Source organism: Bacillus sp. FSL R5-0416, from assembly GCF_037975425.1.
In the GTDB taxonomy this organism is placed as follows: Bacteria; Bacillota; Bacilli; order Bacillales; family Bacillaceae; genus Bacillus; species Bacillus subtilis.
In genome coordinates this window covers 1,455,210-1,478,087 of the sequence record NZ_CP150252.1, presented here as the reverse complement: position 1 = coordinate 1,478,087, position 22,878 = coordinate 1,455,210, and the positions used below count along the sequence as shown (strand labels likewise).

Here is a 22,878-nt window from a genome sequence, read left to right as displayed (position 1 = left end):
TAATGAAACAACATAAGGAGAGTGATGATCATACTAAAACAAATGTATGTGCACGACGGCAGAAAATTTGAGGCTCTGACCATCAGAAACTACACTGAGACTGACATCCAGAGGCTGATTTCTCTTCAAAAAGAATGTTTTCCTCCTCCGTTTCCCCAGGAATTGCTGTGGTCAGAGGACCAGCTTGCCAGCCATATCAAAACCTTTCCAGAAGGCGCTTTATGTGCGCTCATCAATGGCAGAATTATCGGTTCCATGACTGCTCTTATTGTACAATTTGAGCCTGAATCTCCTGACCATACATGGGCACAAGCAACAGACAACGGATCGATTAAAAACCATGAACCTTATGGAAATACTTTATATGTAGTGGATATTTCTGTTTCTCCTCATTATCGAAAGCTTGGAATCGGAAAATGGCTGATGAATACGATGTATGAGCTGACTGTTGATAAGAGACTGGAGCGCCTTCTCGGCGGCGGCCGCATTCCTTTATATCATAAATACGCACACGAGATCAGCGCTGTTCAGTACGTTGAAGATGTGATGGAAGGCAGGAAAAACGACCCTGTGCTGTCCTTTCTCCTCCGTTGCGGGCGTTCACCTATTCGTGTAGTAAGCAATTATGTAGAGGATAAAGAATCATTGAATTACGGCGTTTTGATGGAATGGAAAAATCCTTTTTATAAAAAGAGAGCTGTTGATCACAACAGCCCGTTTAAGTAAAATATTCAATTTTCGCGTTAGGGAAAAAGGTATCAATATAGGATTCAAGTGCTTCTCGAAGTGCATGCTCTTCATCTTTCTGATAAATATATTTTCCGATCCCGTAGCGTCCCCATTTATAACGGCGCTTTTCTTCATCTAATTCGAGCTTCGTCTTCGGATAATTTTTCTCTATCACTCGTTTGGCCGGTTTTGTAAAACGGTGTTGAATTAATTCAAACGTTATGTCATGTCTAACGTCCTGCGGCAAAGCAGCATCAAGCTTTTCAAACAGATGTCTGTATCCTTCTTCCCAGCCTTCATGAATATAAATCGGAGCAACAATAAAGCCTAGCGGGTAGCCTGCTTTTGCAACTTTTACTGCCGCCTCTATCCGCTTATCAAGAGGTGAAGTTCCCGGCTCAAAGTTTTTAATCACATAGTCGGCATTAATACTGAATCTGAATCTCGTTTTCCCGTTATGCTTTGCGTCTAATAGGTGATCGACATGATGAAATTTCGTTACAAATCGGAGCTTTCCGAGATCACTTTGGCCAAAATGTTCAATGGCGCGCTTCAGCGTGTGTGTCAGATGATCAATTCCTACAATGTCTGACGTACATGATGCTTCGAACCTTGTGAACTCTGGTGCGCGCTCCTTCATATACTTATCTGCCTGATCCAAAATCTCTTCGACGTTTACATAAGTTCTGATATACGGCTTTGATCCCATGGTTGTTTGCAGGTAGCAGTAATGACAATGCCCCATACAGCCTGTTGCAAACGGAATGGCATATTCAGCCGAGGGTTTGGATGAATCAAACTTTAATGTTTTCCGGACACCGATAACTAAAGTTGATTTCGCATTGCGATATTGCTGAAGATGATTTTTCCCAGGAATATTACGCACCTGATTGTGGGATGTTGTTTCTCTGATTTCAATGCCCATATTCTCAAATTTTTCTTGTAATTCTTGGCCTAGCGGGTATTCCAGTGCCCTCGGTTCTATATATACAAGCTGCGGAACAAATGGGTTCTGCATGATGCCACATCCTTTTCCTTTACTAACGTTACTTTTCTCACTAGGCGGAAAGGATATGAGTTGTAATGATTTCCTTGTTACTCATACGGATCAATATCAAAGAGTTCTTTGTAAAGCGATTTAGCTTCTTCATAGCTTGCAAACACAGCATCGTCCTCTGCGAACGGATGATAGGTTTCATAAATAAACAGGGAAAGCTCGCCTTCATGGTATGGATGGTGCACAATTTCGGCTTCCTTTATGTGAGCTACATTGGCAGCGTGCGGATTTCTGTAGATCACATAAACAGTATCTCCTGCGTTAAATTGGTTTGACATACTATCCCTCCTAGCCATGTTATTGTGTCCTTCTATACCCTTACTTATGAAAAAAACCAGACAGGCCGGAGGCCGTCTGGTTTTTGTACATTACTTGAATGTTTCTTTTACGAACGCGACAACTTCTTCTGTCGTGCTCATAGATAAGATTTTCTCTTTGAATGACTCAGCTTCTTGTTTAGACAATTTGCTGATCTGTGTTCTTGCCGGAAGAATAGACGTTGCGCTCATTGAGAACTCATCTAAGCCTAAGCCGAGAAGGATTGGAATCGCAATCTCGTCTCCTGCCATTTCTCCGCACATGCCAACCCATTTTCCTTCTTTGTGTGCTGCTTCAATTACCAGTGTAATTAAGCGAAGGATTGCCGGGTTGTATGGCTGATACAGGTAAGATACACGTTCATTCATACGGTCAGCTGCCATTGTGTATTGGATCAAATCGTTTGTTCCGATACTGAAGAAATCAACCTCTTTAGCAAACTGATCAGCGATGACTGCAGTTGACGGAATCTCAACCATCATTCCGACTTCAATATCGTCAGATACAGCCTGTCCCGCTTTTACGAGCTTTTCTTTCTCTTCAAGAAGGATCGCTTTTGCTTCTTTGAATTCGTTAACTGTCGCAATCATAGGGAACATGATTTTCAAGTTTCCGTATGTACTTGCACGAAGCAGCGCGCGAAGCTGTGTTCTGAAGATTTCTTGCTCTTCAAGGCAAAGACGAATCGCTCTATATCCCAGGAACGGGTTCATTTCTTTAGGAAGCTGCAGGTAAGGAAGCTCTTTGTCTCCGCCGATATCAAGTGTCCGCACGACGACTGATTTTCCTTCCATACGCTCAAGAACCGTTTTGTAAGCATCAAACTGCTCATCTTCTGTAGGCAGCTGATCTCTTCCCATGTAAAGGAATTCTGTACGGTAAAGGCCAACTGCTTCTCCGCCGTTTTCAAGAACACCTTTTACATCATCAGGAGTACCGATGTTCGCTGCAAGCTCTACATGATGTCCGTCTTTTGAGACAGTCGGTTCATTGACAAGCTTCGCCCACTCAGCTTTTTGAGCCAAATAAGCATTATGTTTTTCTTCATACTCTTTTACAGTTTCCGCAGATGGGTCAATAATGACATCGCCATTGATACCGTCAACGATAACAGTCACGCCGTTTTGGATCGTGCCTGTAGCCGCTTTCGTTCCAACAACTGCTGGAATCTCAAGAGAACGTGCCATGATGGCAGAGTGAGATGTGCGTCCGCCGATATCAGTAGTGAATCCTTTTACGAACTCACGGTTTAATTGGGCTGTGTCAGACGGTGTTAAGTCTTCAGCTACAATAATAACCTCTTCTGAGATCATGCTTGGGTTTGGAATTTCGACGCCAAGCAGGTGGCCGGTTACGCGTTTTGTTACATCGCGGATATCTGCCGCACGTTCTTTCATATATTCGTTGTCCATAGATTCAAACATGGTAACGAACATAGAAGACGTTTCTTTTAAAGCGAATTCAGCGTTCACTGAATCAGTGCTGATTTTTTCTTTCACAGGGTTCAGAAGCTCAGGGTCACTGAGAACTAAAAGGTGAGCAGAAAAAATATCAGCTTTATCCTGACCCAGTTCTTTCAAAGCGTGCTCTTTGATTTTTTCGAGCTCTTCTTTTGAACGTGCAATCGCTTCATCAAAACGGCTTACTTCCGCTTCAGAATCAGAGATGTTTTTCTTTTCAACCGTTAAATCTGGCTCTTCAAGCCGGTATGCTTTTGCAATCGCGATGCCGGCTGAAGCACCAATCCCTTTTAATTCTTGCATTACTCGCCGAGTCCTTCGCTTTTCATTGTTTCTTCTAAAGCGTTAAGAGCATCGTTTTCGTCAGCTCCGGAAGCAGAGATTGTGATCTCAGCGCCTTTAGCGATACCTAAAGACATAACACCCATAATAGATTTAAGGTTAACTGTTTTGCCGTTATATTCTAAATTAACGTCAGCGTCGTATTTGCTAGCAGTTTGTACAAGAACTGTCGCAGGACGAGCATGGATTCCAGAATCTGCAGTTACTTTAAATGTTTTTTGTGCCATTTTTATCATTCTCCTTTTAACTTAAAGCTTTATTACTTCACAATATTATATCATACAACCGTACTTGTCATCTGACAAGCACGGCGTACTAACACCCTTATTTTTCAATCTTCACAATATCTTCTTGTTCTCTGTTGACTGAACCGCTTGCTTTAATGCTGACTGTTTCTCCTTCAGCAAGGTTTGTAAATACAATCGGTGTCATGAGAGATGGTACATTCGGTTTGACTGCATCCAGATCAACTTCAAGAAGTTTTTGTCCAGGCTCAATGCGGTCTCCTTCTGATACGAAAGACGTAAATCCTTCGCCCTTCAGGCTGACGGTATCAATACCAAAGTGGATTAAAATTTCTCTTCCGCCGTCGGATTGCAGGCCGATCGCATGTTTTGTCGGGAACACATTGAGAATTTTTCCGCGAACCGGTGATACGACAATTCCTTCAGAAGGGAGAATCGCAAAACCGTCACCCATCATTTTCCCTGAGAAGACTTGGTCAGGAACATCCGTAATCGGGTGAATTTCCCCGGTAATCGGAGAAACGAAAACTTCCTCGCCGATTTCATTTTGCAGCGGTTCTGCAATCACTTCCTCAACCTGCTGGCCTACTTCCTCTTGAGCAGATGTTTTCGGCTCAGGTCTAGGCTTGCGTCCCGCAATAATGTCTTGCATTTGCGTTTTTAACCCGTCAGAACGCGGTCCGAAAATAGCCTGAATGTTGTTGCCGACTTCCAGTACTCCGGAAGCGCCAAGCTGTTTCAGACGGTCTTTATCAACCTTTTTCTGATCGTTTACAGTCACACGCAGACGAGTGATACAAGCATCAAGGTGTTTGATGTTTTCCTGGTCACCCATTGCCTGCAGAATCTCATAAGGAAGATCCCCTGCTTCACCTGTTTTCCCAGGTGCTGCTGTTTCTTCCGCAGCATCTTCGCGTCCAGGTGTTTTCAGATTAAATTTGCGGATGGCAAATCGGAATCCGAAGTAGTAAATGACCGCTAACCCTAAGCCGACAGGGATGACAAGCCACCATGCCGTCCGGTTCGGTAAAATACCGAATAGGAAGTAGTCAATTAAACCGCCGGAGAATGTCATACCAATCTTAACATTCAACAGCTGCATGACCATGAATGAAAGTCCCGCAAACAAACAGTGAATCGCAAACAGGACTGGAGCAACGAATAAGAAAGAAAATTCCAATGGCTCTGTGATCCCCGTTAAGAAGGATGTCAAGGCCGCTGAACCCATAATACCTGCAACGAGTTTTTTGTTTTGCGGTTTTGCTTCATGATAAATGGCAAGCGCCGCAGCAGGCAAACCGAACATCATAAATGGATATTTACCTGTCATGAACGTACCTGCCGTTAACTGTACGCCGTCTTTAATCTGCGCCATAAAGATACGCTGATCCCCGCGGATGATTTCTCCTGCTGCACTCTTATAGCTGAAGAATTCATACCAGAACGGCGAATAGAAAATGTGGTGCAATCCGAATGGGATAAGCGAACGTTCAATCACCCCGAAGATAAATGCAGCAAGGGTTGGATTCGCTTCCACTAATCCTGTTGAAAAGGCATTCAATCCATGCTGGATCGGAGGCCAGATCACTAACATAATAAGACCCAGAATCAGTGCAGAAATTGACGTTACAATTGGAACGAAACGTTTACCCGCAAAGAAACCAAGGTATTGCGGCAGTTCAATTGTGTAAAATCTGTTAAACAATAATGCAGCTAACACACCGACGATAATACCGCCGAACACCCCTGTCGCCAAGGTAGGTATACCAAGCATGTTTACATATGCAGGATGGTTTTCCGTAAAGAACTTGGCTCTTTCAACTGAATCCGAAGGAATGGTTCCGTTTGCAAGAAGAACCGCACTCATGGATACATTCATTACAAGATAACCGATAATTGCTGCAATCCCTGCAACTCCATCACCGTTGGCAAGCCCGATGGCTACACCTACTGCGAAAAGAAGCGGAAGGTTATCGAAAACAATCTGCCCAGCGCTTTCCATCACACCTGCTACAAGCTGAACATTGTCATTGCTCAAGAAATGCAGGACCTGAATCATGTCCTTATTTTGCATCGCATTCCCGATCGCAAGCAAAATACCCGCAGCCGGAAGGATCGCAACTGGAAGCATAAGCGCACGCCCAATTTTTTGAAGAACGCCGAATAATGCTTTAAACATAAGAATTGACCTCCTCTTTTTACTAGTCTGACCTTACAGCTAAAAATCATGACAACGAATTCACAGGCGTAAGTCTTCCAGTTTAACCGTTTACATTTGCCCTTTTACACAACAAAAAGGCATGAGCAAAATTGGGTGCGCAAAAGAACGAGAATGAACTTCCCGTTTTTTTCCCTCAATCACTCATGCCTGATCGAATCAGTAACACGTTATAAGGATAAACTGAATTTATGAAATTTTATTGGTTAATCGGTACAGATGAAGCGTCAGATAAACCGCTTCCGCCTCATGAACTGGTTTCTTCAATGTTTGCTGCAAGATTTTAATCAATTTCCAAGCTGTATTGTAGCATAGCGGATATTCATTTTTCAATAACAACATTAATTTTTCTGGTTCTTTAGTCGGTTCTTCTTTTTTAATTCTTTCTATTGTAAATCTGATATGCCTGATCAGCCGCAAATAGTTGACACTTTCCTTATTTACTTTCATTTGAAATGAGTCTTCAATCACCTCGACAAGCTGCGCCATGAGCTGAGAGTGCTGATTGACCTCGGACAGCGGACGGTTTGTCAACGCTGAATGGATATGCAGAGCGATAAAACCAATCTCCCCTTCCGGAAGGCAGATTCCCGCTTTTTCATTGATCATATCTATGACTTCTTTGGCAATTTGGTACTCCTCAGGATATAGTGACTGAGTCTCCATTAGAAATGGATTTTTCATATCAAATCCCTGCTGCTGCCTTTTGATCGCAAATGCGATATGGTCTGTCAACGCAATGTGAATATGTTCATTTAATGAGTGATTAGTCCTATTGCTTATGTGATAGATGACATCGTTTGAAATATCAACGAGCTTTTCATCAACATAGTCAAGGAGCTTTTTAAACTGCTTTTGTTCCTTCTCGTCTTTTAAAATGAACATTTTATCGTAGCCTTTATCTTCAATGACATCATCTTGTTTTTTTCCGAAACCAATACCTTTTCCGATTAAAACGACTTCGCTGTATTTATGATGAGAAGCAATTAATACGTTATTATTCAGTACCTTTTTCACTGTGAAGGACCCATTCACGATCCTCAGCTCCTTTGTCATTCAATACCTCATATCGTACATAACGAACAGAATGCACGTCAAACCTTTTTTCAATGCATTCACTAAACAGTCGATCTTTCGACGAGACGGTAATCCAGAACTTTCCTTTCAATCGGCTGTCCTTGAATTCTTTTTTCCAGTATGGCAAATGCCTGCTTTCCCATTTCCCTTGTCTGAATATCGATCGTTGTGATCCCAAGCGCTTGGCTGATTTCGTGGTTATCAACGCTTAAGATTGCAAGCTCATCCGGTACTGACACCCGCTGGTTCTTTGCTTCAAGAAAAAGCCCTGCTGAGACTTGGTCATTGGCAACAAAAATAGCCGTCGGCTTTTCCTTCCACGTATTCCATTTATGAAAAAGCGCCTTCCCATCATTGATTGTAATCGCTTTCTCAATTACCCAGTCTTCACGAAATGCCTCGCCGATCTCTTCCAATGCCTCTTTGTAGGCTTTGATTCGAAAATGACTGTTCATGCCTTTTTTTCTTGCCAAACAGATAGCTATTTTTTTGTGCCCTTTGGCAATTAAATAGTCCAAGCCGTTCCGAAATGCTTCTTGGTGAGGAATGCTGATGGTTGGGAAGCGGGCAATATCTGAATTCTGGCAAAGCAAAATCGGGCCCTCCCATTCCATGAGTTTCTCATCAGCAAGCGCCTTTGAGCAAAAAATCAGGCCGTCAACCTGGCGCTGCTTTAATTGGGACAGCGCAAAGATTTCTTTTTGTACCTCATAGTTTGTTTGGAATAAAGAGAGGTGTACCCCGGATTCCGCGGCTGCGTCGGCTATTCCTGCAATCAGCTCTGCAAAATATGGCAGATTAACCGTCGGCAAGACAACACCAATCATGTTTGAAAATCCTTTCGACAAATGTACAGCGTGAATATTTCTCGTGTACTCCAATGATTCCATTGCCTCAAACACTCTTTTTCGTTTGTCTTCACTGACGTATGGATGATTGTTTATGACTCGGGAAACCGTTGTAACAGAGACACCGGCTTTTTCTGCAATGTCTTTAATATTAGCCATAGATTCCCTTCTTTCTAAATCCCCTTGATCTGGAATGCGTTTCATACAATATGATATGGACGTACTAGATATCTTTTTGTGTTTTAAGCTGAAAGGAGAAGATCACATGGGTTTCTTCATTTTAATTGGGTTATGTCTCACTGTTCTCGGTGGCAGCTGTCTTGCTGTAAAACCTCTCAACCAAAAACATGAAATTAAACCCTTTCGAACATTTGATGATTTTTTTATTTAATGCAGATAAAAAAGGACGATGTCGAGAACAAAGTCCTTTTTTATTTCTTATTACGGCAGTATGATTAATTCCTTTGGATATTGGGTCAGAGCAACTGCCCCGTCCTTTGTTACGTGAACGTCATCCTCAATGCGCACGCCGCCGATTTCAGGCACATAAATCCCCGGTTCGATCGTGTAGACCATGCCTTCCTGCAGCAGTGTATCGTTGGCCTGGCTCATTGATGGATACTCATGGACAGAAATTCCGAGTCCATGCCCAAGCCGGTGAGGAAAATAGTCACCGTATCCCGCTTTTTCAATGATTCCGCGGGCTGTTAAATCCAGATCTCCGATTCTCACACCGGGTTTGCTTGCCTCAATCGCGGCTTTTTCCGCTTGAAGCACAGTCTCGTAAATGGCCTCCTGCTTCGAATTGATGGTTTTGTATGCAAACGTTCTTGTAATATCAGAGCAATAGCCATCAAGAATAACACCGAGATCAAATAAAACAAAATCACCTTTCTTCAACGTGGCTGTACCAGGATTTCCATGAGGCTGGCCAGATTTTTCTCCAAATAAAACCATTGTAGAGAAAGACATGCCCTGAATTCCTTTTTTCTTCAGCTCATACTCAATTTGAGCGAGCACTTCCACTTCACTGATGCCTTCACGCAAAGCGGCTGTGCCGACTTCAACACCGTAATCTGCAAGCTTTGCCGCCTCTTTCAGCAAACGAATCTCATTGTCATCTTTAATCAGGCGAAATTGATTGAGTGTTTCTTCTGCTGAAACAAATTGAGCCCCGCCCGTCGCATGCTTCAGCTGTTCTGCACGTGATAGCGAGATTGAATCCTTTTCTACCGCAAGCGTATGTATGCTGATATTTCGCTTTTTCAAGGCCTTCTCTATCAGCTCCCACGGATTTTCGTGATCCGCATAGCCAATGATTTCATGATTCCAGCCTGCGTTGCGGGCCTGTCCTGCTTCCATTCCTGGACAAACAAAGAAAGGCTCCTCTTCTTGAAAAATAAATAACCCCATTAATCTTTCATGCGGCTCTGTGTAAAAACCGGTTAAGTAAAAAACATTTTCTTTTGTATGAATAAATGCGGCAGTATGCCCCGCTTCCTTCAGCCATGAAGAGACGCGTTGTATTCTATTCACTTCTTGTTCCTCCCTGCCATTTGCAATGCATTGTTCTGTCTTCCATTGTAACAGGTTTTACCGGTGTTTGCCTTTCACGACGCCTTCATTTTCTGATGCATTTTATTTCCTGCTCCTCTTCCTGTATACTGACAGTAACGTTCAATCGCAGGGGGGTTGTTCCGTTTGCTGATGAATTTTTTCAGACGAAAAGCAGTTATGCTCTTAACGGTTTTGGGAATTTCCGCTCCTTTTATCGGGATGAAGATGGTGGGCTTTTATTATTACAGCTCTATCATAGGCTGTGCAGCGGGTTTCCTTTGCTGCATCCTCGCTCTCATCCTGGTTATGAAAAGATCTGATAAAGACAAAAATGAAGGGAAAGCTTGATACATAAAAAGCCAGCAGCCTGATTAGGGCTGCTGGTTTTATTTTAGGAGTCTTAAACCGTTTAGTATGACCAAAATCGTGCTGCCCTCATGACCAATCACGCCAAATGGCAATTCCATCACCTGCAAAAAGTTTGCACAAATCAGCAGGCAGATTACAGCTAGAGAAAACACGATATTTTGTTTGATGATCCTGTTCATTTTCCGAGACAAGCGGCACATGTTTACGAGCTTTTTCAAATCGTTTTTCATGAGGACCATATCAGCGGTCTCAAGTGCTACATCGGTTCCGCCGCCCATCGCAATGCCGACATCCGCCGCTTTGAGTGCCGGCGCATCATTGATTCCGTCACCCACCATTGCAATCGTTCCGAATTCTTCTTTTAACCGTTTGATTTCATTCACTTTTTGGTCAGGCAGGCATTCTGCTACGACAGTTGTCATGCCGGCTTCCTTGGCAATCGCTTGAGCCGTGTCTTCGTGATCTCCTGTCAGCATGGCCGTTTTAATCCCAAGTCGGTTCAGTTCTTCCATGACCTCTTTTGCTTCAGGCCTGATTTGGTCCTTCAGTGCGATACAGCCTGCTATTTGATCATCCTTTTTCACAAATACAATTGTATGACCGCTTTGAATGACATCTGATGCTGTTTGTTTCAAAAATTGTGCTGCCATTTCCTCGCCGATAAAACCTGCTTTACCGACCTTCCATTTCGCACCCGACACTTCTGCCATAACGCCAAACCCTGAGGTTTCTTCTATAGATATGTAGCCGGACTGATTCACGCCGCGGCTTTCAGCGTACGCCGTTATGGCTTGGGCGAGCGGATGGCTTGATTGCATTTCGATGGCATAGACAGCCTCAAGAACTTCCGCTTCACTGAATCCTTCTGCTATTCTAATCGTCTCTACGGCAGGCTGGCCTTTTGTTACAGTGCCGGTTTTATCAAAGGCGATAATTTGCACTGAGCCCAGCTGTTCAAGAAAGACGCTTCCTTTCACAAGCATACCGTTGCGGGCGCCATTTGAAATCAGGGACAGCGCCGCCGGCATAATAGAGGCGACAAGCGCACAAGGTGACGCGACAACCATAAACACCATTGCGCGGTAGAAGGTTTCACTCCAGCTCCAGCCCAGCGCAAAGTGCGGGACGAATAAAAGGAGCGCCACCGCAATTAGCACACCTTTCACATAAGCATTTTCAAATCGTTCGATGAAAGCCTGCGCGGGTGAAACACTATTTTGCGCTGATTCAACCAGTTTGATAATTTTTCTGAATAACGAATCTTCATTTGCTTTCGTGACACGGACAGTCAAGGAGCCATTGCGATTCACCGTTCCTGTGAATACAGCGTCGCCTCTGTTTTTTTCTACAGGCATTGATTCACCTGTTAAAGCCGACTCGTCAAGACTTGTCGAGCCCGATTCAATGATACCGTCTGCCGCTACGCGTTCTCCAGGTTTGATCACAATCATATCACCGGCCTGCAAGTCTGAAACCGGAACTCTTTTGGTTTCACCATTGACCATCAATGTCGCTTCTTCAGGCTCAAGCTGCATTAAAGACGTTAAATCTCTGCTGCTTTTATTCATCGTGTATGTTTCTAAAGCTCCGCTTAAGGAAAAAATAAATATTAAAATAGCACCCTCTGCCCAGTATCCGATCAAGGCGGAACCAACGGCAGCGAAAATCATTAAAAGTTCTACATTCAGCGTTTTGGATTCGAGTGTTTCTTCGATTCCTTCCTTTGCTTTAGCAAATCCGCCGATCACAAAAGCCAGCAAGAAAAGTATTATGGATAATACCTGATATCCGGATAAGAGCCAGCCTGCCAAAATAAGAGCGCCTGATACAAGTGCTGCAATAAGCTCCGCGTGCTGTGCCCAGTTTTTTTCCCTCTTGTCTGTTTTCAATGGCTCATGCGGGTCGCGTTGAACGATAACTTGTTCATTCATATCGAATTCTCCTCTCTAATTGAGAACGTAAATCATCTTCATTTCTCTTATAAAAACAAAATCGCTGCCCAAAAGGCAGCTTTATCGTCAGTTATTTCTTGATGTCTTCCTTTATTATAGCACGCACGAAGAGAATTTCAATTATAATTATTTTAATTTCTTTTTGATAATAATTATCATTAATGTTTATTCACTTCTTCTCTATATGAAAAAAGCTGAGAGTCGATGCTCTCAGCTATTCTTCCGTCCATTCCTTCAGTTGTTCCGCCGTCATCGGGCCAATTTTTGTTTTTTCAATTTCTCCCTTTTCATTCAGCAAAAATGATGTTGGGATCGTGATGATATGATACTCCTTCATCAATTCCCCTTTTGAGTCAAGGACAATTGGAAACGTCAGCTTGTTCGCTTTAATAAAGTCTTCAACGACTTGCTGATTTTGTTCCGAATTCACTAAATTCACCGTTACCAGCTTTACACTGTCGGATGGATGGGCATCATAAAACGATTGAAACTGTGGAAGCTCCTTTTTGCAGGGCGGACACCATGACGTCCAAAAATGGAGAATTGTTTTTTGCCCTTTATTCGGAATCGAGATGTCCTCCCCTTCTATCGTTTTCATAAGAAAAACAGCGGGAACAGCAGGCTGTTTTTCCTCAGCTTGTGCCGCACCTGGAAACCATGCAATCAACCCTAATAACATAATGTATATAGTAAGCAAGCGCTTCGTCAACATGGAATCTTCCTTTCATGCTTTTCAATTAGCTTGCCCCTGCAGTTCCTTTATCATCCTTCAATTCGCGGCGTTCTGGTCCCTCCCGTAAGAAATACGGATACCTTCAATGCTTTGCAGATCGTGGCATAGTGCAGGCTCGTCAAAAGAATCATGCCAGTGTTCATTCCAAGGATAATCCCGAGCATTTGCAGATTCTCCATTGATCCCAGTACATACATCATACTTAGCGCAACGATATGGCTCCATACATTGTGATAAAAAGCCTCCTTCACAAAACCCATCCCGATTAAGCACGCCTGCAGCGGCATGACAAACAGATGAAAGAGAAAGTAAGGCCACAACAGCTGCAGGTAATACTGCGCTTCAGGAGAGTGAAAAAACAAATGCGTGAGAGGTCCCGCAAACTGGAACATGACCCAGACGGCAGGTATACCGTAACCTAATGTAATGAAAATCGACTGCTTCAGTCTTTTTAACACGATGTCATACTGAGAAAGCGCATAAGCTTCCGAAATACTCGGTATCATGACGACCATTAACGAATGGGCAATAAAAGCAGGGAACGACCCTATCGTCACAGCCACTCCTGCCAGCATTCCGTATTGATCGATCGCCGCTGTCCCGGCAACGCCCGCAGCCAAAAGAGCTCCTTTTACTAAAAAGGGTTCAATTGCATTGACAACCGCATGAAAAATACGCAGTCCTGTTGTAGGAATTGAAACAGCAAGCAGTCTTTTCCTTACATCCTTTCCGCGCAAATGAATGTGCTGCTGGCCGGATAACGCCCGCCTTGCCATGATAAATTGTGAATATAAGTAAACAAGCACGACCACATCACTCACGACTAGAACAAACAAGGAAACCAGCACAGCCATGTCCAATTCAAATGAGTACCATTGAAAAAAGAGGAATAAGCACAAGAGCTGGATGATTTTTTTCAGCACATTGGCGATTGCGATCTTCCCCATTTTCTGCACACCCATAAAGTAGCCCCTGGCGATTGAGGTAAAAGCGACAACAGGAATTAAGCCGATGACAATCCCTTTAATAAACGGGTGGTATGTATCAAATACCGGAATAAACGGAAGCGCAATACTAGCGGCGGCAGTAGAAAAAGCAGTAAAAATGGCTGTCATTCTGAAAGCGTGCCTCAGCATGCTTTCATGAAGCTTAGGATTTGACTCGGCAATGAATTTAGAAATGGATATCGGCAGTTCCAGGCTCGCGATGACAATAATTAAAAAGATCGTGGGCAAAATACTCATGTAAAGCCCCATCCCATGCTCGCCAAGCTCCCGCGCCAAAATCATATTGACGACAAATTCAAGGCATTCAGCGAAAAAGGCGGCAATGGATAAAAGAATGATCCCTTTCACAAATCGATTCATGATGTCTCTCCTTGTCTCTTGTACTACCAACATCATATGAGACAAGTTCAAAAATTATTTTATTTTTACTCTTTATATGAAAAAAAGCACAGCTGAGACAAATTGTCTCTTCTATGCTTAGACGGCAAAAACGTGTCTGCCGATTTTTTCTACGATTTTTCTTGAACGAATCCAATTATCTGACGCTGTTTTCGGATTATAAAAGAATATGGCATCTGTTTCTCTATTTTTTGAGGACAGCGCTTCTTCGGCAGCTTCAATCGATTCTTTATCAGGCTTTTGGTTAATGCTCCCGTTTGCGACCGGTTCAAAGGCGTTTTTCTGATAAATAACTCCTCTTATCGTATCAGGAAAACCTTTTTTCTCCGTTCTGTTCAGTACAACGCTTGCTACAGCGACCTTGCCTTTATATGATTCTCCTTTGGCCTCTGCGTGAACGAGACGGGACAGCAACTCTTTTTCAGACTGTGTATATGTTTCTTTCTCATCATTTGTTTTGTCCGGTTTATCTTTCTCTTTCTTTTCAGTGTGTGCTGATAGCTTAATCGGTTTTATTTTCTTGTCTTTATCAGCAGACAGTGAAGGGAAAGATTCATTCGTATTTCGATCTATATGTGTAAGCCATTTCGCTTCTTCATGTTTTGTCTTCTTTGCGCTCAGTAGTGAAGCTTGTGTATGCTCAATTTTGGCTGCAGGCATGAAACAAAGAAGAAAAACAGCCAGAGCAGTGAATTTCGTTGTCATACAGTTTCCTCCTTAAAGTGCTCCAAAAAACACTTCATAACCTTAACAAGAGATCCATTCATTTTCACGGAAAAAGATTTTCCAACTCTCCCAAGGAGGTATCAGGATGGAATAAAGAGGATGACTCACTGCTTAATGGCAAAAAAACAGTCTGAAATTCTATAAATATTGTCAAATTAAAACATGTTTATCCATCTTTGACACTTTACATTTTATTTACGCCTGTTACAGACAGCTGTAATAAAAGGCTTGTATTCTGTCATATATGATAAAAAGGCTTCTCACGTATGAGAAACCTTCAGCTTCTTGGCTGTTCTAAGTATTGAAAGATAACATCTCCGCCTTGCTGGGCAATTCCTCGGAAATGTTTAAAATCATCTTGTTTAGATAACACGGCCCTGAAATCAAGAAAATGCTCTTTCTGGACTCTCAGTTCGTTTATGGCGCCGGTGCGCAGCTGTTCAATCATTTCTGTTATTTCTTCGGGACGCAACGAAAATTCCCCCCTTTTCTTTCTATTGACGAAAATCAATATATCATCTTTATAGCGACAGAACAATTCATAAGGGAGATAAAACTCCTTATCGCTTTACTTCTCAATGAAAATACTGCAAAATACTTTCAAAAGGCATTATTATGTTTAAAGGAGAGGAAGCTTGTGAAAATCGCTAAGGTTGGGAATGTCATTGAATTTAAAAACGGATTAACCGGTGTTGTTGAAAAAGTAAATGAGAATTCTGTTATCGTTGATGTGACGATCATGGATAACTATCGGGATCTTGAGTTAGATTCATTGACAGTTGTTAATCATAAAAATTATAAGATCATCAGAGACTCCTATTAAAACCTCCTTATTTCCACATTTATTCAAAAACTGCAAGACGGACAATTTAACACCTTACATATGAAATTCGCTTTCTCAAAAGCTGCCGGCCGGCAGCTTTTTTACATAAAAAACACCGATCATGAATCGGCGTTTTTGTCTATTTCCGTTATTTCTATATAGAACTCGCTGACGGCCCCTGGTTCGTACAGGTTGGTCAATGATGTTGAATAATTTGTCATTTCCCCCCGGAAGGCAAGACCGCGTTCCGGAACCTCGACATTAAACGTTTTTTCATACAACAGGACAGCGATATCATGGTAAGTCTCACTCGTAACGTTTAAGGTAAATGCAATTTTTCGCTTCGGCTCGCTCTCCTCTTGATATGCAGCCATTTCTAACGTTACATTGTTTAACCGCAATGTCTTCACTTCATATCACTCCTTTATAGTCCATGCATCTTAGCATACCTTAGCGTATGTTTACAATGAATCTGTTCTTAACGGTTATATGAACCAATTCATTCGAAAAGATACCTTTACAAACATACGTTCGTTAAATTATAATAAAACAGACGAGCTGCCATCCAGCATCCCGTCTTTTCATTAGAAAGCGGCGAGTGGAATTCCCCCCGGATTCGCTCGTCTTTTTTACATAATCGGGGTGTGTAAAACAAGTAACTAAGAAGATGCTTTAAAAAACAAAAAATAGACGTGCTGTTACACACGTCTAGGTTAGGACATCTTGTACCATTACCGATTATCAATCGTCTCCGGATACAAGTCATTTTCATCATGCGGTACTCGGCCATTTTCTCATATTTCGTGCCAGGTTTTCCGTAGTTTGTGTACGGATCGATGGAAATTCCGCCTCTTGGCGTGAATTTGCCCCATACTTCAATGTAGCGCGGGTCCATTAATTCGATCAAGTCATTCATGATGATGTTCATGAAGTCTTCGTGGAAGAAAAGGCAGGTCAAAGTCTTGTCCCATAAGTACTTGCTCTAGACATTAATCATGAAGTCACACCAATTTCACACCTTACCAAACGATTGATCAGGTTTTTTAGACACTTCAGCGTCCATTGCAGGAAGAACATGAGTATATGTTTTTAGTGTCGTTGTAATTCGTGCGTGCCCCAATCTTTCCTGAACAATCCTAGGGTTAAAATTTAGAATCCCAATTAAAAAGGTAGCATGTGTATGTCTTTAATCATGGCAGCGAAGTTTAGGTAAATTCAATGCATCTCTTGTTACATTAAATGATCTCCTATAATTATTAGGATTTACCCAGTTCCCTGTTTTAGAACATACAACGCCCCCGTTACTTTAAGTACATTTATTCACAAAGTAATCTTTTTTACAGGTCATTTAGTGATAGCCCCAGGAAAATGCGAATTTACAACGTTAATCAAATTCAAACATAAAGGAAAACGACTTTTTTATACGACTTCTTCAAGTAAATCCCCATTAACCTTTTTTGCAGTGAAATTATACCTGTGCTAGCCCGCCATCTACGAACAATTCAACACCCGTCAAGTAACTGCTTTCGTCTGAAGCAAGAAAAGATACAGCGTTTGCTACTTCTTCAGGTGTCCCAACTTTTCCAGCTGGAACAGTATTTCTGCTATTTTCCAGTACCTCTTCAAGTGCATCACCAAAAAGCTCATCGTAGGCAGGTGTAAGAATACCTCCTGGACTAACCACATTTACACGGATTTCATTACCTTTTAGGTCAAGAATCCAGTTGCGAACTAGTGCTCTTAATGCTGCTTTAGATGCTCCATATACACTAAACGCTGGGTTGCCAATTGATCCAGCAGTAGAGCCCGTTACAATAATAGAACCTACTTTGTCTGGGAATAGTGATAATGCTTTTTGAACAGTAAAGATGGTTCCTTTAACGTTAATGTCGAACGTTCTATCAACCTGCTCTTCAGTAATTTCACCTAATGGAAGGAAGTTGCCGATGCCTGCATTAGCAAAAAGAATGTCCAACTTACCTTTTTCCTGCTTTATAATGTCATATAGTTTGTCTAAGTCTTCAAGCTTAGAAATATCACCTTGAACACCGGTTACGTTCTTGCCAATTTGGTTAACAGCTTTATCAAGTTCGTTTTGTCTACGTCCCGTGATATAAACATATGCACCTTCGTTTACAAATTTTTGTGCTGTAGCAAGACCAATCCCACTTGTTCCACCCGTTACAAGCGCTATTTTACCTTCAAATTTACCCATACTTAACACTCCTTTTGAATTAATTTTATTTTATGTCTAGTACCTTTAAGTACTTGAAGAACAACTTACAAGATATAGTATCCTTCAGTAAGCACATTATCGGAAGTACCCACTTTTTTGTGATATAGTAACTAAAAAGTAATAAATGTGGAATGGAGAGCTTTAGACATGAAAAAAAAATTTAGTTGTGGGTTTGAAGTGACAAAGGAAGTTATTGGCGGAAAATGGAAAGGCCTTGTATTATACTTTTTAATGAATGGACCAAAGAGAACGAGTGAATTAAACCGCATTATCCCAAATATAACTCAGAAAATGCTGATTCAAACACTTAGAGAGCTTGAAGCCAGTGGACTTGTGAGCAGAAAGATGTATAATCAAGTACCGCCGAAGGTTGAATATTCATCCACTGAACTTGGAGAATCTCTTAAACCTATCTTGCAGGAGCTCTGTCAATGGGGAAGCCATTATGCGGAGCAAGAGTATGCAGAAGGTGAATATGAAATTGTACAACCAGAACAACTAAGTTAGGATTGATGTAGCTGCTGAAGTAAATGCTAAACAACTTCAATACCATCACCTAACAGATGAAGAACAGTCAGAAATAAATCAGATATTCAATTTTGAAAGTGAAGTTCTAATAAGAAGTGTCGATTATATTCAGGAGAACTTTGATGAAATTCAAAAAAGAGCTGTTTCAAATGTTAAAGAGAAGATTCAGAAACTTAGCCAAAAAATAATGAAGATATTGATAATAATATTTAATGCCTATGATCTCTAGATAGGCATTTTTTCTTTCGGATAAAAAAGAAAAGACGTACAAATTGTACGCCTTAATCTGCTTCTGTACTATCAATTTTTCACTGCATAAAAGTCACAGTTCAGGTTGCACCTCAGGTCACACTCCGGTCACTTCGGGTCACATTTCCGCTGAAAATTAGCGCTGAATGTTCGGATTTTACTGTGACTCCACTTCCTTTCACACTCCGTATCACACAACGGAATAATTAACGATTATCAATCGTCTCCGGATACAAATCATGATTCATCATGCGGTATTCGGCCATTTTCTCATACTTCGTGCCAGGTTTTCCATAGTTTGTGTACGGGTCAATGGAAATTCCGCCTCTTGGCGTGAATTTGCCCCATACTTCAATGTAGCGCGGGTCCATTAATTCGATCAAGTCATTCATGATGATGTTCATGCAGTCCTCGTGGAAGTCACCATGGTTTCTGAAACTGAATAGATACAGCTTTAATGATTTGCTTTCAACCATTTTTTCATCAGGAATGTAGCTGATGTAGATTGTTGCAAAGTCAGGCTGCCCTGTTTTAGGACATAAAGATGTGAATTCCGGGCAATTGAATTTTACAAAGTAATCACGGTTTACATGTTTATTCGGGAAGGATTCCAGCACGTCCGGTGCATATTCGAACAAATAATTTGTACCTTGGTTGCCTAGCAATGTTACACCTTCTAATTCTGATTCTTTTCTTGTCGTCATGTTCATCTTCCTTTCTATTATACTCCGCGTTTGTTGCCCCATAACAGGGTGTGCAGCTGCGGGAGCACTCTGACGAGATTCAGCTCCGCATCGACAGCTACCTTATCAACAAGCGCTTCATATTTCCCAAGCAAATGTGCAATCAGTGACTGATCATCTGTCGTATGCACGTCATCATTTCCGACTTGTAAATAAAACGGGATTCCCGGATACCGCTTGTGCACAGTTTTGGCAAATTCCAGATCTTCATCATTAAAGATGACAACCTTCAAGCTGACAGCATGCTGTCTATCATTCTCTTGAAGTGAAGTTAAAATGTGGTCAAGCTTTTGAAAGTTCGTTACCATTTTTGAGCTTGGCGGTTTTGGAGAAATTGTCAGGTCATCAATCAGCGTAAACCAATCCTGATAAACGGTCCCTTGAGTTTCAAGCGCTGCACGGATGTTATTTTCCTTCAGCAGTTCAATAAAAGCATCCAGCTGTTTTAACAGAGCCGGGTTACCGCCTGAGATCGTCACATGAGAAAACGCGTCTCCCCCAATGTCCTTAAGCTCCGCAAAAATCTCCTCCGCCGTCATCCAGCGAATATCTTTTTTAGCAGACCCGTCCCAAGTGAAAGCGGAGTCACACCAGCTGCAGGAATAATCGCAGCCGGCTGTCCGGACGAACATCGTTTTCTGTCCGATCACCATGCCTTCTCCTTGAATCGTCGGGCCGAAAATTTCTAATACAGGAATTCCTTTAGCCATTCAAACCACCCTTTTTCGGACGGTAGACACAGTAGCTTGTCGGTGTTTCACGGACAAACACCTGTACACAGGTCGGCTTATTCTCCAAAGTGTCTAAATAAGCCTGTACGTTATCATAAATCGTTTTCGCCACGACTTCAGTTGTCGGCAGCGAATACCGGTCGTCCTGAGAAAAATCTTCATGATCATTTAATAGCGTGTGATCATAGTTTCCGTGCACCAGTTTTTTGAGTACGCTGAAATTGACAAGAAAGCCTGAATCGTCAAGTTCGTCGCCGGCAACGGTTATATTTACGGTATACGTATGTCCGTGAACCCTGCTGCACGCTCCCGCACTTTCCCGAGGGATAAAATGAGCGGCTGAGATATGCATGTCCTTATTCAGTTCAAACGAATAAGGATGCTGGGCCTGCGGATAAATTTGAGATAACAATTTATGCACGCTCTCCTTTCATCATCATATATTCTTCATAACCTTTTGAACGAAGGTGACATGCCGGACATTCGCCGCAGCCGTCGGCGATGATGCCGTTATAGCATGTCAGCGTGTTGTTTTTCACAAAATCCAGCGCGCCAAGCTCATCTGCAAGCTTCCACGTTTCCGCCTTATTGAGCCACATGAGAGGCGTGTGGATCACAAACGGCTTCTCCATCGCCAGATTCACCGTTACATTGCAAGATTTCACGAATTCGTCACGGCAGTCAGGGTAACCGCTGAAGTCTGTCTCGCAAACTCCTGTAATAATGTGGCGCGCGCCAATTTGGTAAGCCAGGATAGACGCAAAGGATAAGAATACCAAATTGCGGCCTGGAACGAATGTGGATGGCAGTTCGCCGTCTTTTACTTCTATCTCAATATCATTTCTAGTCAGGGCATTCGGTGCAAGCTGATTTAAAAGTGACATATCAAGCAAATGATTTTTCACACCAAGCTTTTCCGCAATGGATTTTGCCACTTCAATTTCCTGCGAATGTCGCTGATTATAATGAAAAGTCACCGTTTCGACTTCTTCGAATTCTTTTAAGGCCCACAGTAAGCATGTTGTGCTGTCTTGACCGCCGCTAAATACGACAATTGCTTTTTCTTTTTTCATGATTCCTCTCCTTCTCCGCAATAAAAACGCCGGCGAGAGACATCGCTACAGCTAATTCACGCAAAAAAACACCTTTTTTCGGAAGGTGCTCTAGAAAAACATAAAAAAGGCCGTATCCAAGGATACAGCTCGTCCTTAGTTTTTTATAGAGGGTGTAGCTAGAACCTCTCCCGCATATCGCACGGATTTTCTTCAATTTTTTCACTTCTGCTATCTTACCATAATGTTGTTTTTCATGACAATAAAAAAGTCAATCCCCGGTTCCTAGATCAATTATCGCTCTATAGTGACGGTTCGCTTCATTATATATATTTATAAACTGCGCCGTCGAGGAGCCTTTTTGCATAGCAAAGCGCCTATGAAGGCCAAGCTCACATAGCCAAACAAGGGATAAATCGTTGAAATAAGCTTGCCATACCCTATTTGGCTCGTAATATAAGCCGTGATCATAATAGCTGTAAAGATATATTTGCTTTTCACTGGAAGAAAGCTTTGCACTTGTTTTTCTAATCCATATAGATTACCGATAACTGATGTGAACACTTCTCCGAAAATAATGAGTAAATAAATCAAATGGACAGAACGTGCAAAGAGATAAACCACTTGCGCCATCGGTATATCATATAAAAATACATCCGGAAGAGTCGACAAAGACAGAAAACTCGCGGACAGCACAATCGTAAGCATCGTCCCTCCGATTAAAGCGCCTTTTTTGATCACTTTCTCCGAGGACATTTCATTCGCCAGCGGAACCAAAACTGCTTGGGCAAGCGATAAATTCAAAGCCCCGTAAGAAACAGCTGATAACAGCCAATCCCAGCGATGCGGCCAGACCCACTGAGCTGCGTTTCGTGATTCGCTGAATATAAAAGAGTCGGCCACTACAATCATTGAAAAGAGGATTAAAAGGGGAACAACAAACACATTGACACCGAAAATGCCTTTTACTCCTCTAGTCATCACAATTAAGCTCAGACCGATTGTAATGAGCATCCCAATCTGAGCGGACATCCCCAGCTGTTCCTCAAAAAGCGCCCCTGCCCCTGAAAGCATAACAGATGTAACTCCAAGGAGAACAAACAGCATAAATACATTGATAATCCGCCCAGCCGTCGCCCCGAATAAAAAGATGTTCATTTCTTGATATGACTTGGCATTGATTCGCTTTGAAATGATCATCAGCTTGGCCCCCAGTAACGTAAACATTCCGCCGCTGACGAGAATGCCGAATAAACCGAACCAGCCGAACTTCAGAAAAAACTCAACAATTTCCCTCCCAGTCGCAAATCCAGCTCCGACTACTGTGCCGACATACACAAAAGCAAGCTGACTTGCAGACCCTTTTGATTGTTCCATTTCTTCCCTCCGAACGAACCGCAGTTTTGTCCATATATGCCTTTTTATAACCTATGAGACAAGTTCCTTGAAAAGACGAAGAAAACATGTTTTACTTTGTAA

The 22,878-nt window shown here is 42.2% G+C and carries 24 protein-coding genes, 1 pseudogene and 1 riboswitch; of the genes and pseudogenes, 4 read left to right on the top strand and 21 right to left on the bottom strand.

The genetic code is table 11. From position 1 onward, the window contains the following. The first annotated feature begins 24 nt into the window (after positions 1 to 24). Positions 25 to 726 carry a GNAT family N-acetyltransferase gene (locus NYE20_RS07920; protein WP_160244988.1) on the top strand — a complete coding sequence of 234 codons (702 nt, stop codon included), beginning with the start codon at positions 25 to 27 and terminating at the stop codon, positions 724 to 726. Here the strand turns inward: NYE20_RS07920 and splB are convergent. From splB to papB, 8 genes are all read right to left on the bottom strand, one after another. Further along, positions 719 to 1,747: a spore photoproduct lyase gene (gene splB, locus NYE20_RS07915; protein WP_003232425.1), complete on the bottom strand. Its 1,029-nt coding sequence runs from the start codon at positions 1,745 to 1,747 to the stop codon at positions 719 to 721. The genes NYE20_RS07920 and splB overlap by 8 nt on opposite strands. Before the next feature lie 77 nt (positions 1,748 to 1,824). After that, positions 1,825 to 2,064, bottom strand: coding sequence for a splAB operon transcriptional regulator SplA (gene splA / locus NYE20_RS07910; protein ID WP_003218644.1), 240 nt, complete (start codon positions 2,062 to 2,064; stop codon positions 1,825 to 1,827). A 90-nt stretch (positions 2,065 to 2,154) separates the two neighbouring features. Next, complete coding sequence (ptsP, locus tag NYE20_RS07905) at positions 2,155 to 3,867, bottom strand: phosphoenolpyruvate--protein phosphotransferase (RefSeq protein ID WP_003218638.1); 1,713 nt, start codon at positions 3,865 to 3,867, stop codon at positions 2,155 to 2,157. Continuing rightward, entirely contained in the window at positions 3,867 to 4,133 is a 267-nt protein-coding gene (locus NYE20_RS07900) for a phosphocarrier protein HPr (protein ID WP_003154654.1), read from the bottom strand. Before NYE20_RS07900 ends, ptsP begins: the two co-directional genes overlap by 1 nt. Positions 4,134 to 4,230: 97 nt before the next feature. Further along, on the bottom strand, positions 4,231 to 6,330 hold the full coding sequence (gene ptsG, locus NYE20_RS07895; RefSeq protein ID WP_064671323.1) for a PTS glucose transporter subunit IIABC: 2,100 nt from the start codon (positions 6,328 to 6,330) through the stop codon (positions 4,231 to 4,233). A 228-nt stretch (positions 6,331 to 6,558) separates the two neighbouring features. Next, a complete protein-coding gene (gene glcT / locus NYE20_RS07890; RefSeq protein ID WP_003218635.1) occupies positions 6,559 to 7,425 on the bottom strand; it encodes a ptsGHI operon transcription antiterminator GlcT in 867 nt (288 codons plus the stop codon). A 62-nt stretch (positions 7,426 to 7,487) separates the two neighbouring features. Continuing rightward, positions 7,488 to 8,453 carry a LacI family DNA-binding transcriptional regulator gene (locus NYE20_RS07885; RefSeq protein ID WP_038827528.1) on the bottom strand — a complete coding sequence of 322 codons (966 nt, stop codon included), beginning with the start codon at positions 8,451 to 8,453 and terminating at the stop codon, positions 7,488 to 7,490. A 282-nt stretch (positions 8,454 to 8,735) separates the two neighbouring features. Continuing rightward, positions 8,736 to 9,830, bottom strand: a complete 1,095-nt coding sequence (papB, locus tag NYE20_RS07880; RefSeq protein ID WP_032721447.1) for a di/tri-peptidase — start codon at positions 9,828 to 9,830, stop codon at positions 8,736 to 8,738. A gap of 165 nt (positions 9,831 to 9,995) precedes the next feature. Between papB and NYE20_RS07875 the strand changes: the two genes are divergently transcribed. Beyond that, complete coding sequence (locus NYE20_RS07875) at positions 9,996 to 10,199, top strand: hypothetical protein (RefSeq protein WP_014476643.1); 204 nt, start codon at positions 9,996 to 9,998, stop codon at positions 10,197 to 10,199. A gap of 38 nt (positions 10,200 to 10,237) precedes the next feature. On the opposite strand, the gene pfeT is transcribed toward NYE20_RS07875, so the two are convergent. From pfeT to NYE20_RS07850, 5 genes are all read right to left on the bottom strand, one after another. Further along, the gene (pfeT, locus tag NYE20_RS07870; RefSeq protein WP_161621545.1) at positions 10,238 to 12,151 is read right to left on the bottom strand and encodes a metal-transporting ATPase PfeT; all 1,914 of its coding nucleotides are present in this window, start codon (positions 12,149 to 12,151) and stop codon (positions 10,238 to 10,240) included. A 235-nt stretch (positions 12,152 to 12,386) separates the two neighbouring features. Beyond that, a complete protein-coding gene (gene stoA, locus NYE20_RS07865) occupies positions 12,387 to 12,884 on the bottom strand; it encodes a sporulation thiol-disulfide oxidoreductase StoA (RefSeq protein ID WP_003245444.1) in 498 nt (165 codons plus the stop codon). 50 nt (positions 12,885 to 12,934) lie between these two features. Next, positions 12,935 to 14,272: a sporulation protein YkvU gene (gene ykvU / locus NYE20_RS07860; protein ID WP_161621544.1), complete on the bottom strand. Its 1,338-nt coding sequence runs from the start codon at positions 14,270 to 14,272 to the stop codon at positions 12,935 to 12,937. A 117-nt stretch (positions 14,273 to 14,389) separates the two neighbouring features. Then, complete coding sequence (locus NYE20_RS07855; protein ID WP_003232442.1) at positions 14,390 to 15,016, bottom strand: cell wall hydrolase; 627 nt, start codon at positions 15,014 to 15,016, stop codon at positions 14,390 to 14,392. Between the two features lie 298 nt (positions 15,017 to 15,314). Continuing rightward, on the bottom strand, positions 15,315 to 15,509 hold the full coding sequence (locus NYE20_RS07850; protein WP_003218622.1) for a hypothetical protein: 195 nt from the start codon (positions 15,507 to 15,509) through the stop codon (positions 15,315 to 15,317). Between the two features lie 165 nt (positions 15,510 to 15,674). Between NYE20_RS07850 and NYE20_RS07845 the strand changes: the two genes are divergently transcribed. Next, on the top strand, positions 15,675 to 15,860 hold the full coding sequence (locus NYE20_RS07845; RefSeq protein ID WP_003232446.1) for a YkvS family protein: 186 nt from the start codon (positions 15,675 to 15,677) through the stop codon (positions 15,858 to 15,860). Between the two features lie 119 nt (positions 15,861 to 15,979). Here the strand turns inward: NYE20_RS07845 and NYE20_RS07840 are convergent, their stop codons facing one another. The 3 genes and pseudogenes from NYE20_RS07840 to NYE20_RS07830 all read right to left on the bottom strand — a co-directional run bounded on the left by NYE20_RS07840 (position 15,980) and on the right by NYE20_RS07830 (position 18,075). After that, complete coding sequence (locus NYE20_RS07840; protein WP_015252208.1) at positions 15,980 to 16,270, bottom strand: YkvR family protein; 291 nt, start codon at positions 16,268 to 16,270, stop codon at positions 15,980 to 15,982. A gap of 321 nt (positions 16,271 to 16,591) precedes the next feature. Beyond that, a pseudogene (locus tag NYE20_RS07835) lies at positions 16,592 to 16,803 on the bottom strand (NADPH-dependent 7-cyano-7-deazaguanine reductase QueF); the annotation flags it as partial. A 525-nt stretch (positions 16,804 to 17,328) separates the two neighbouring features. Continuing rightward, on the bottom strand, positions 17,329 to 18,075 hold the full coding sequence (locus tag NYE20_RS07830; protein WP_161621543.1) for a glucose 1-dehydrogenase: 747 nt from the start codon (positions 18,073 to 18,075) through the stop codon (positions 17,329 to 17,331). Positions 18,076 to 18,243: 168 nt separating this feature from the next. Between NYE20_RS07830 and NYE20_RS07825 the strand changes: the two genes are divergently transcribed. Then, positions 18,244 to 18,603, top strand: coding sequence for a winged helix-turn-helix transcriptional regulator (locus NYE20_RS07825; RefSeq protein ID WP_161621542.1), 360 nt, complete (start codon positions 18,244 to 18,246; stop codon positions 18,601 to 18,603). A 476-nt stretch (positions 18,604 to 19,079) separates the two neighbouring features. Here NYE20_RS07825 and queF read toward each other — a convergent pair whose 3' ends face one another. The 5 genes from queF to NYE20_RS07800 all read right to left on the bottom strand — a co-directional run bounded on the left by queF (position 19,080) and on the right by NYE20_RS07800 (position 22,776). After that, positions 19,080 to 19,577 (bottom strand): preQ(1) synthase, encoded by a 498-nt coding sequence (gene queF, locus NYE20_RS07820; protein ID WP_003218613.1) that lies wholly within the window; start codon positions 19,575 to 19,577, stop codon positions 19,080 to 19,082. Between the two features lie 17 nt (positions 19,578 to 19,594). Continuing rightward, complete coding sequence (gene queE, locus NYE20_RS07815; protein ID WP_003232460.1) at positions 19,595 to 20,326, bottom strand: 7-carboxy-7-deazaguanine synthase QueE; 732 nt, start codon at positions 20,324 to 20,326, stop codon at positions 19,595 to 19,597. Continuing rightward, complete coding sequence (gene queD, locus NYE20_RS07810; protein ID WP_003232462.1) at positions 20,319 to 20,768, bottom strand: 6-carboxytetrahydropterin synthase QueD; 450 nt, start codon at positions 20,766 to 20,768, stop codon at positions 20,319 to 20,321. The genes queE and queD overlap by 8 nt, the downstream gene beginning before the upstream one ends. Next, positions 20,761 to 21,420: a 7-cyano-7-deazaguanine synthase QueC gene (queC, locus tag NYE20_RS07805; RefSeq protein ID WP_032725593.1), complete on the bottom strand. Its 660-nt coding sequence runs from the start codon at positions 21,418 to 21,420 to the stop codon at positions 20,761 to 20,763. Before queC ends, queD begins: the two co-directional genes overlap by 8 nt. 129 nt (positions 21,421 to 21,549) lie before the next feature. Beyond that, a riboswitch (PreQ1 riboswitch) is annotated at positions 21,550 to 21,594 on the bottom strand. 138 nt (positions 21,595 to 21,732) lie between these two features. Then, positions 21,733 to 22,776, bottom strand: a complete 1,044-nt coding sequence (locus tag NYE20_RS07800; RefSeq protein WP_161621541.1) for a hypothetical protein — start codon at positions 22,774 to 22,776, stop codon at positions 21,733 to 21,735. Positions 22,777 to 22,878 lie beyond the last annotated feature (102 nt).

Coding starts and splice junctions, on each gene's coding strand:
- NYE20_RS07920 (WP_160244988.1), top strand. CDS start 25: ATGATCATACTAAAACAAATGTATGTGCACGACGGCAGAAAATTTGAG.
- splB (WP_003232425.1), bottom strand. CDS start 1,747: ATGCAGAACCCATTTGTTCCGCAGCTTGTATATATAGAACCGAGGGCA.
- splA (WP_003218644.1), bottom strand. CDS start 2,064: ATGTCAAACCAATTTAACGCAGGAGATACTGTTTATGTGATCTACAGA.
- ptsP (WP_003218638.1), bottom strand. CDS start 3,867: ATGCAAGAATTAAAAGGGATTGGTGCTTCAGCCGGCATCGCGATTGCA.
- NYE20_RS07900 (WP_003154654.1), bottom strand. CDS start 4,133: ATGGCACAAAAAACATTTAAAGTAACTGCAGATTCTGGAATCCATGCT.
- ptsG (WP_064671323.1), bottom strand. CDS start 6,330: ATGTTTAAAGCATTATTCGGCGTTCTTCAAAAAATTGGGCGTGCGCTT.
- glcT (WP_003218635.1), bottom strand. CDS start 7,425: ATGACAAAGGAGCTGAGGATCGTGAATGGGTCCTTCACAGTGAAAAAG.
- NYE20_RS07885 (WP_038827528.1), bottom strand. CDS start 8,453: ATGGCTAATATTAAAGACATTGCAGAAAAAGCCGGTGTCTCTGTTACA.
- pfeT (WP_161621545.1), bottom strand. CDS start 12,151: ATGAATGAACAAGTTATCGTTCAACGCGACCCGCATGAGCCATTGAAA.
- stoA (WP_003245444.1), bottom strand. CDS start 12,884: ATGTTGACGAAGCGCTTGCTTACTATATACATTATGTTATTAGGGTTG.
- ykvU (WP_161621544.1), bottom strand. CDS start 14,272: ATGAATCGATTTGTGAAAGGGATCATTCTTTTATCCATTGCCGCCTTT.
- NYE20_RS07855 (WP_003232442.1), bottom strand. CDS start 15,016: ATGACAACGAAATTCACTGCTCTGGCTGTTTTTCTTCTTTGTTTCATG.
- NYE20_RS07830 (WP_161621543.1), bottom strand. CDS start 18,075: ATGGGTAAATTTGAAGGTAAAATAGCGCTTGTAACGGGTGGAACAAGT.
- NYE20_RS07825 (WP_161621542.1), top strand. CDS start 18,244: ATGAAAAAAAAATTTAGTTGTGGGTTTGAAGTGACAAAGGAAGTTATT.
- queF (WP_003218613.1), bottom strand. CDS start 19,577: ATGACGACAAGAAAAGAATCAGAATTAGAAGGTGTAACATTGCTAGGC.
- queE (WP_003232460.1), bottom strand. CDS start 20,326: ATGGCTAAAGGAATTCCTGTATTAGAAATTTTCGGCCCGACGATTCAA.
- queC (WP_032725593.1), bottom strand. CDS start 21,420: ATGAAAAAAGAAAAAGCAATTGTCGTATTTAGCGGCGGTCAAGACAGC.
- NYE20_RS07800 (WP_161621541.1), bottom strand. CDS start 22,776: ATGGAACAATCAAAAGGGTCTGCAAGTCAGCTTGCTTTTGTGTATGTC.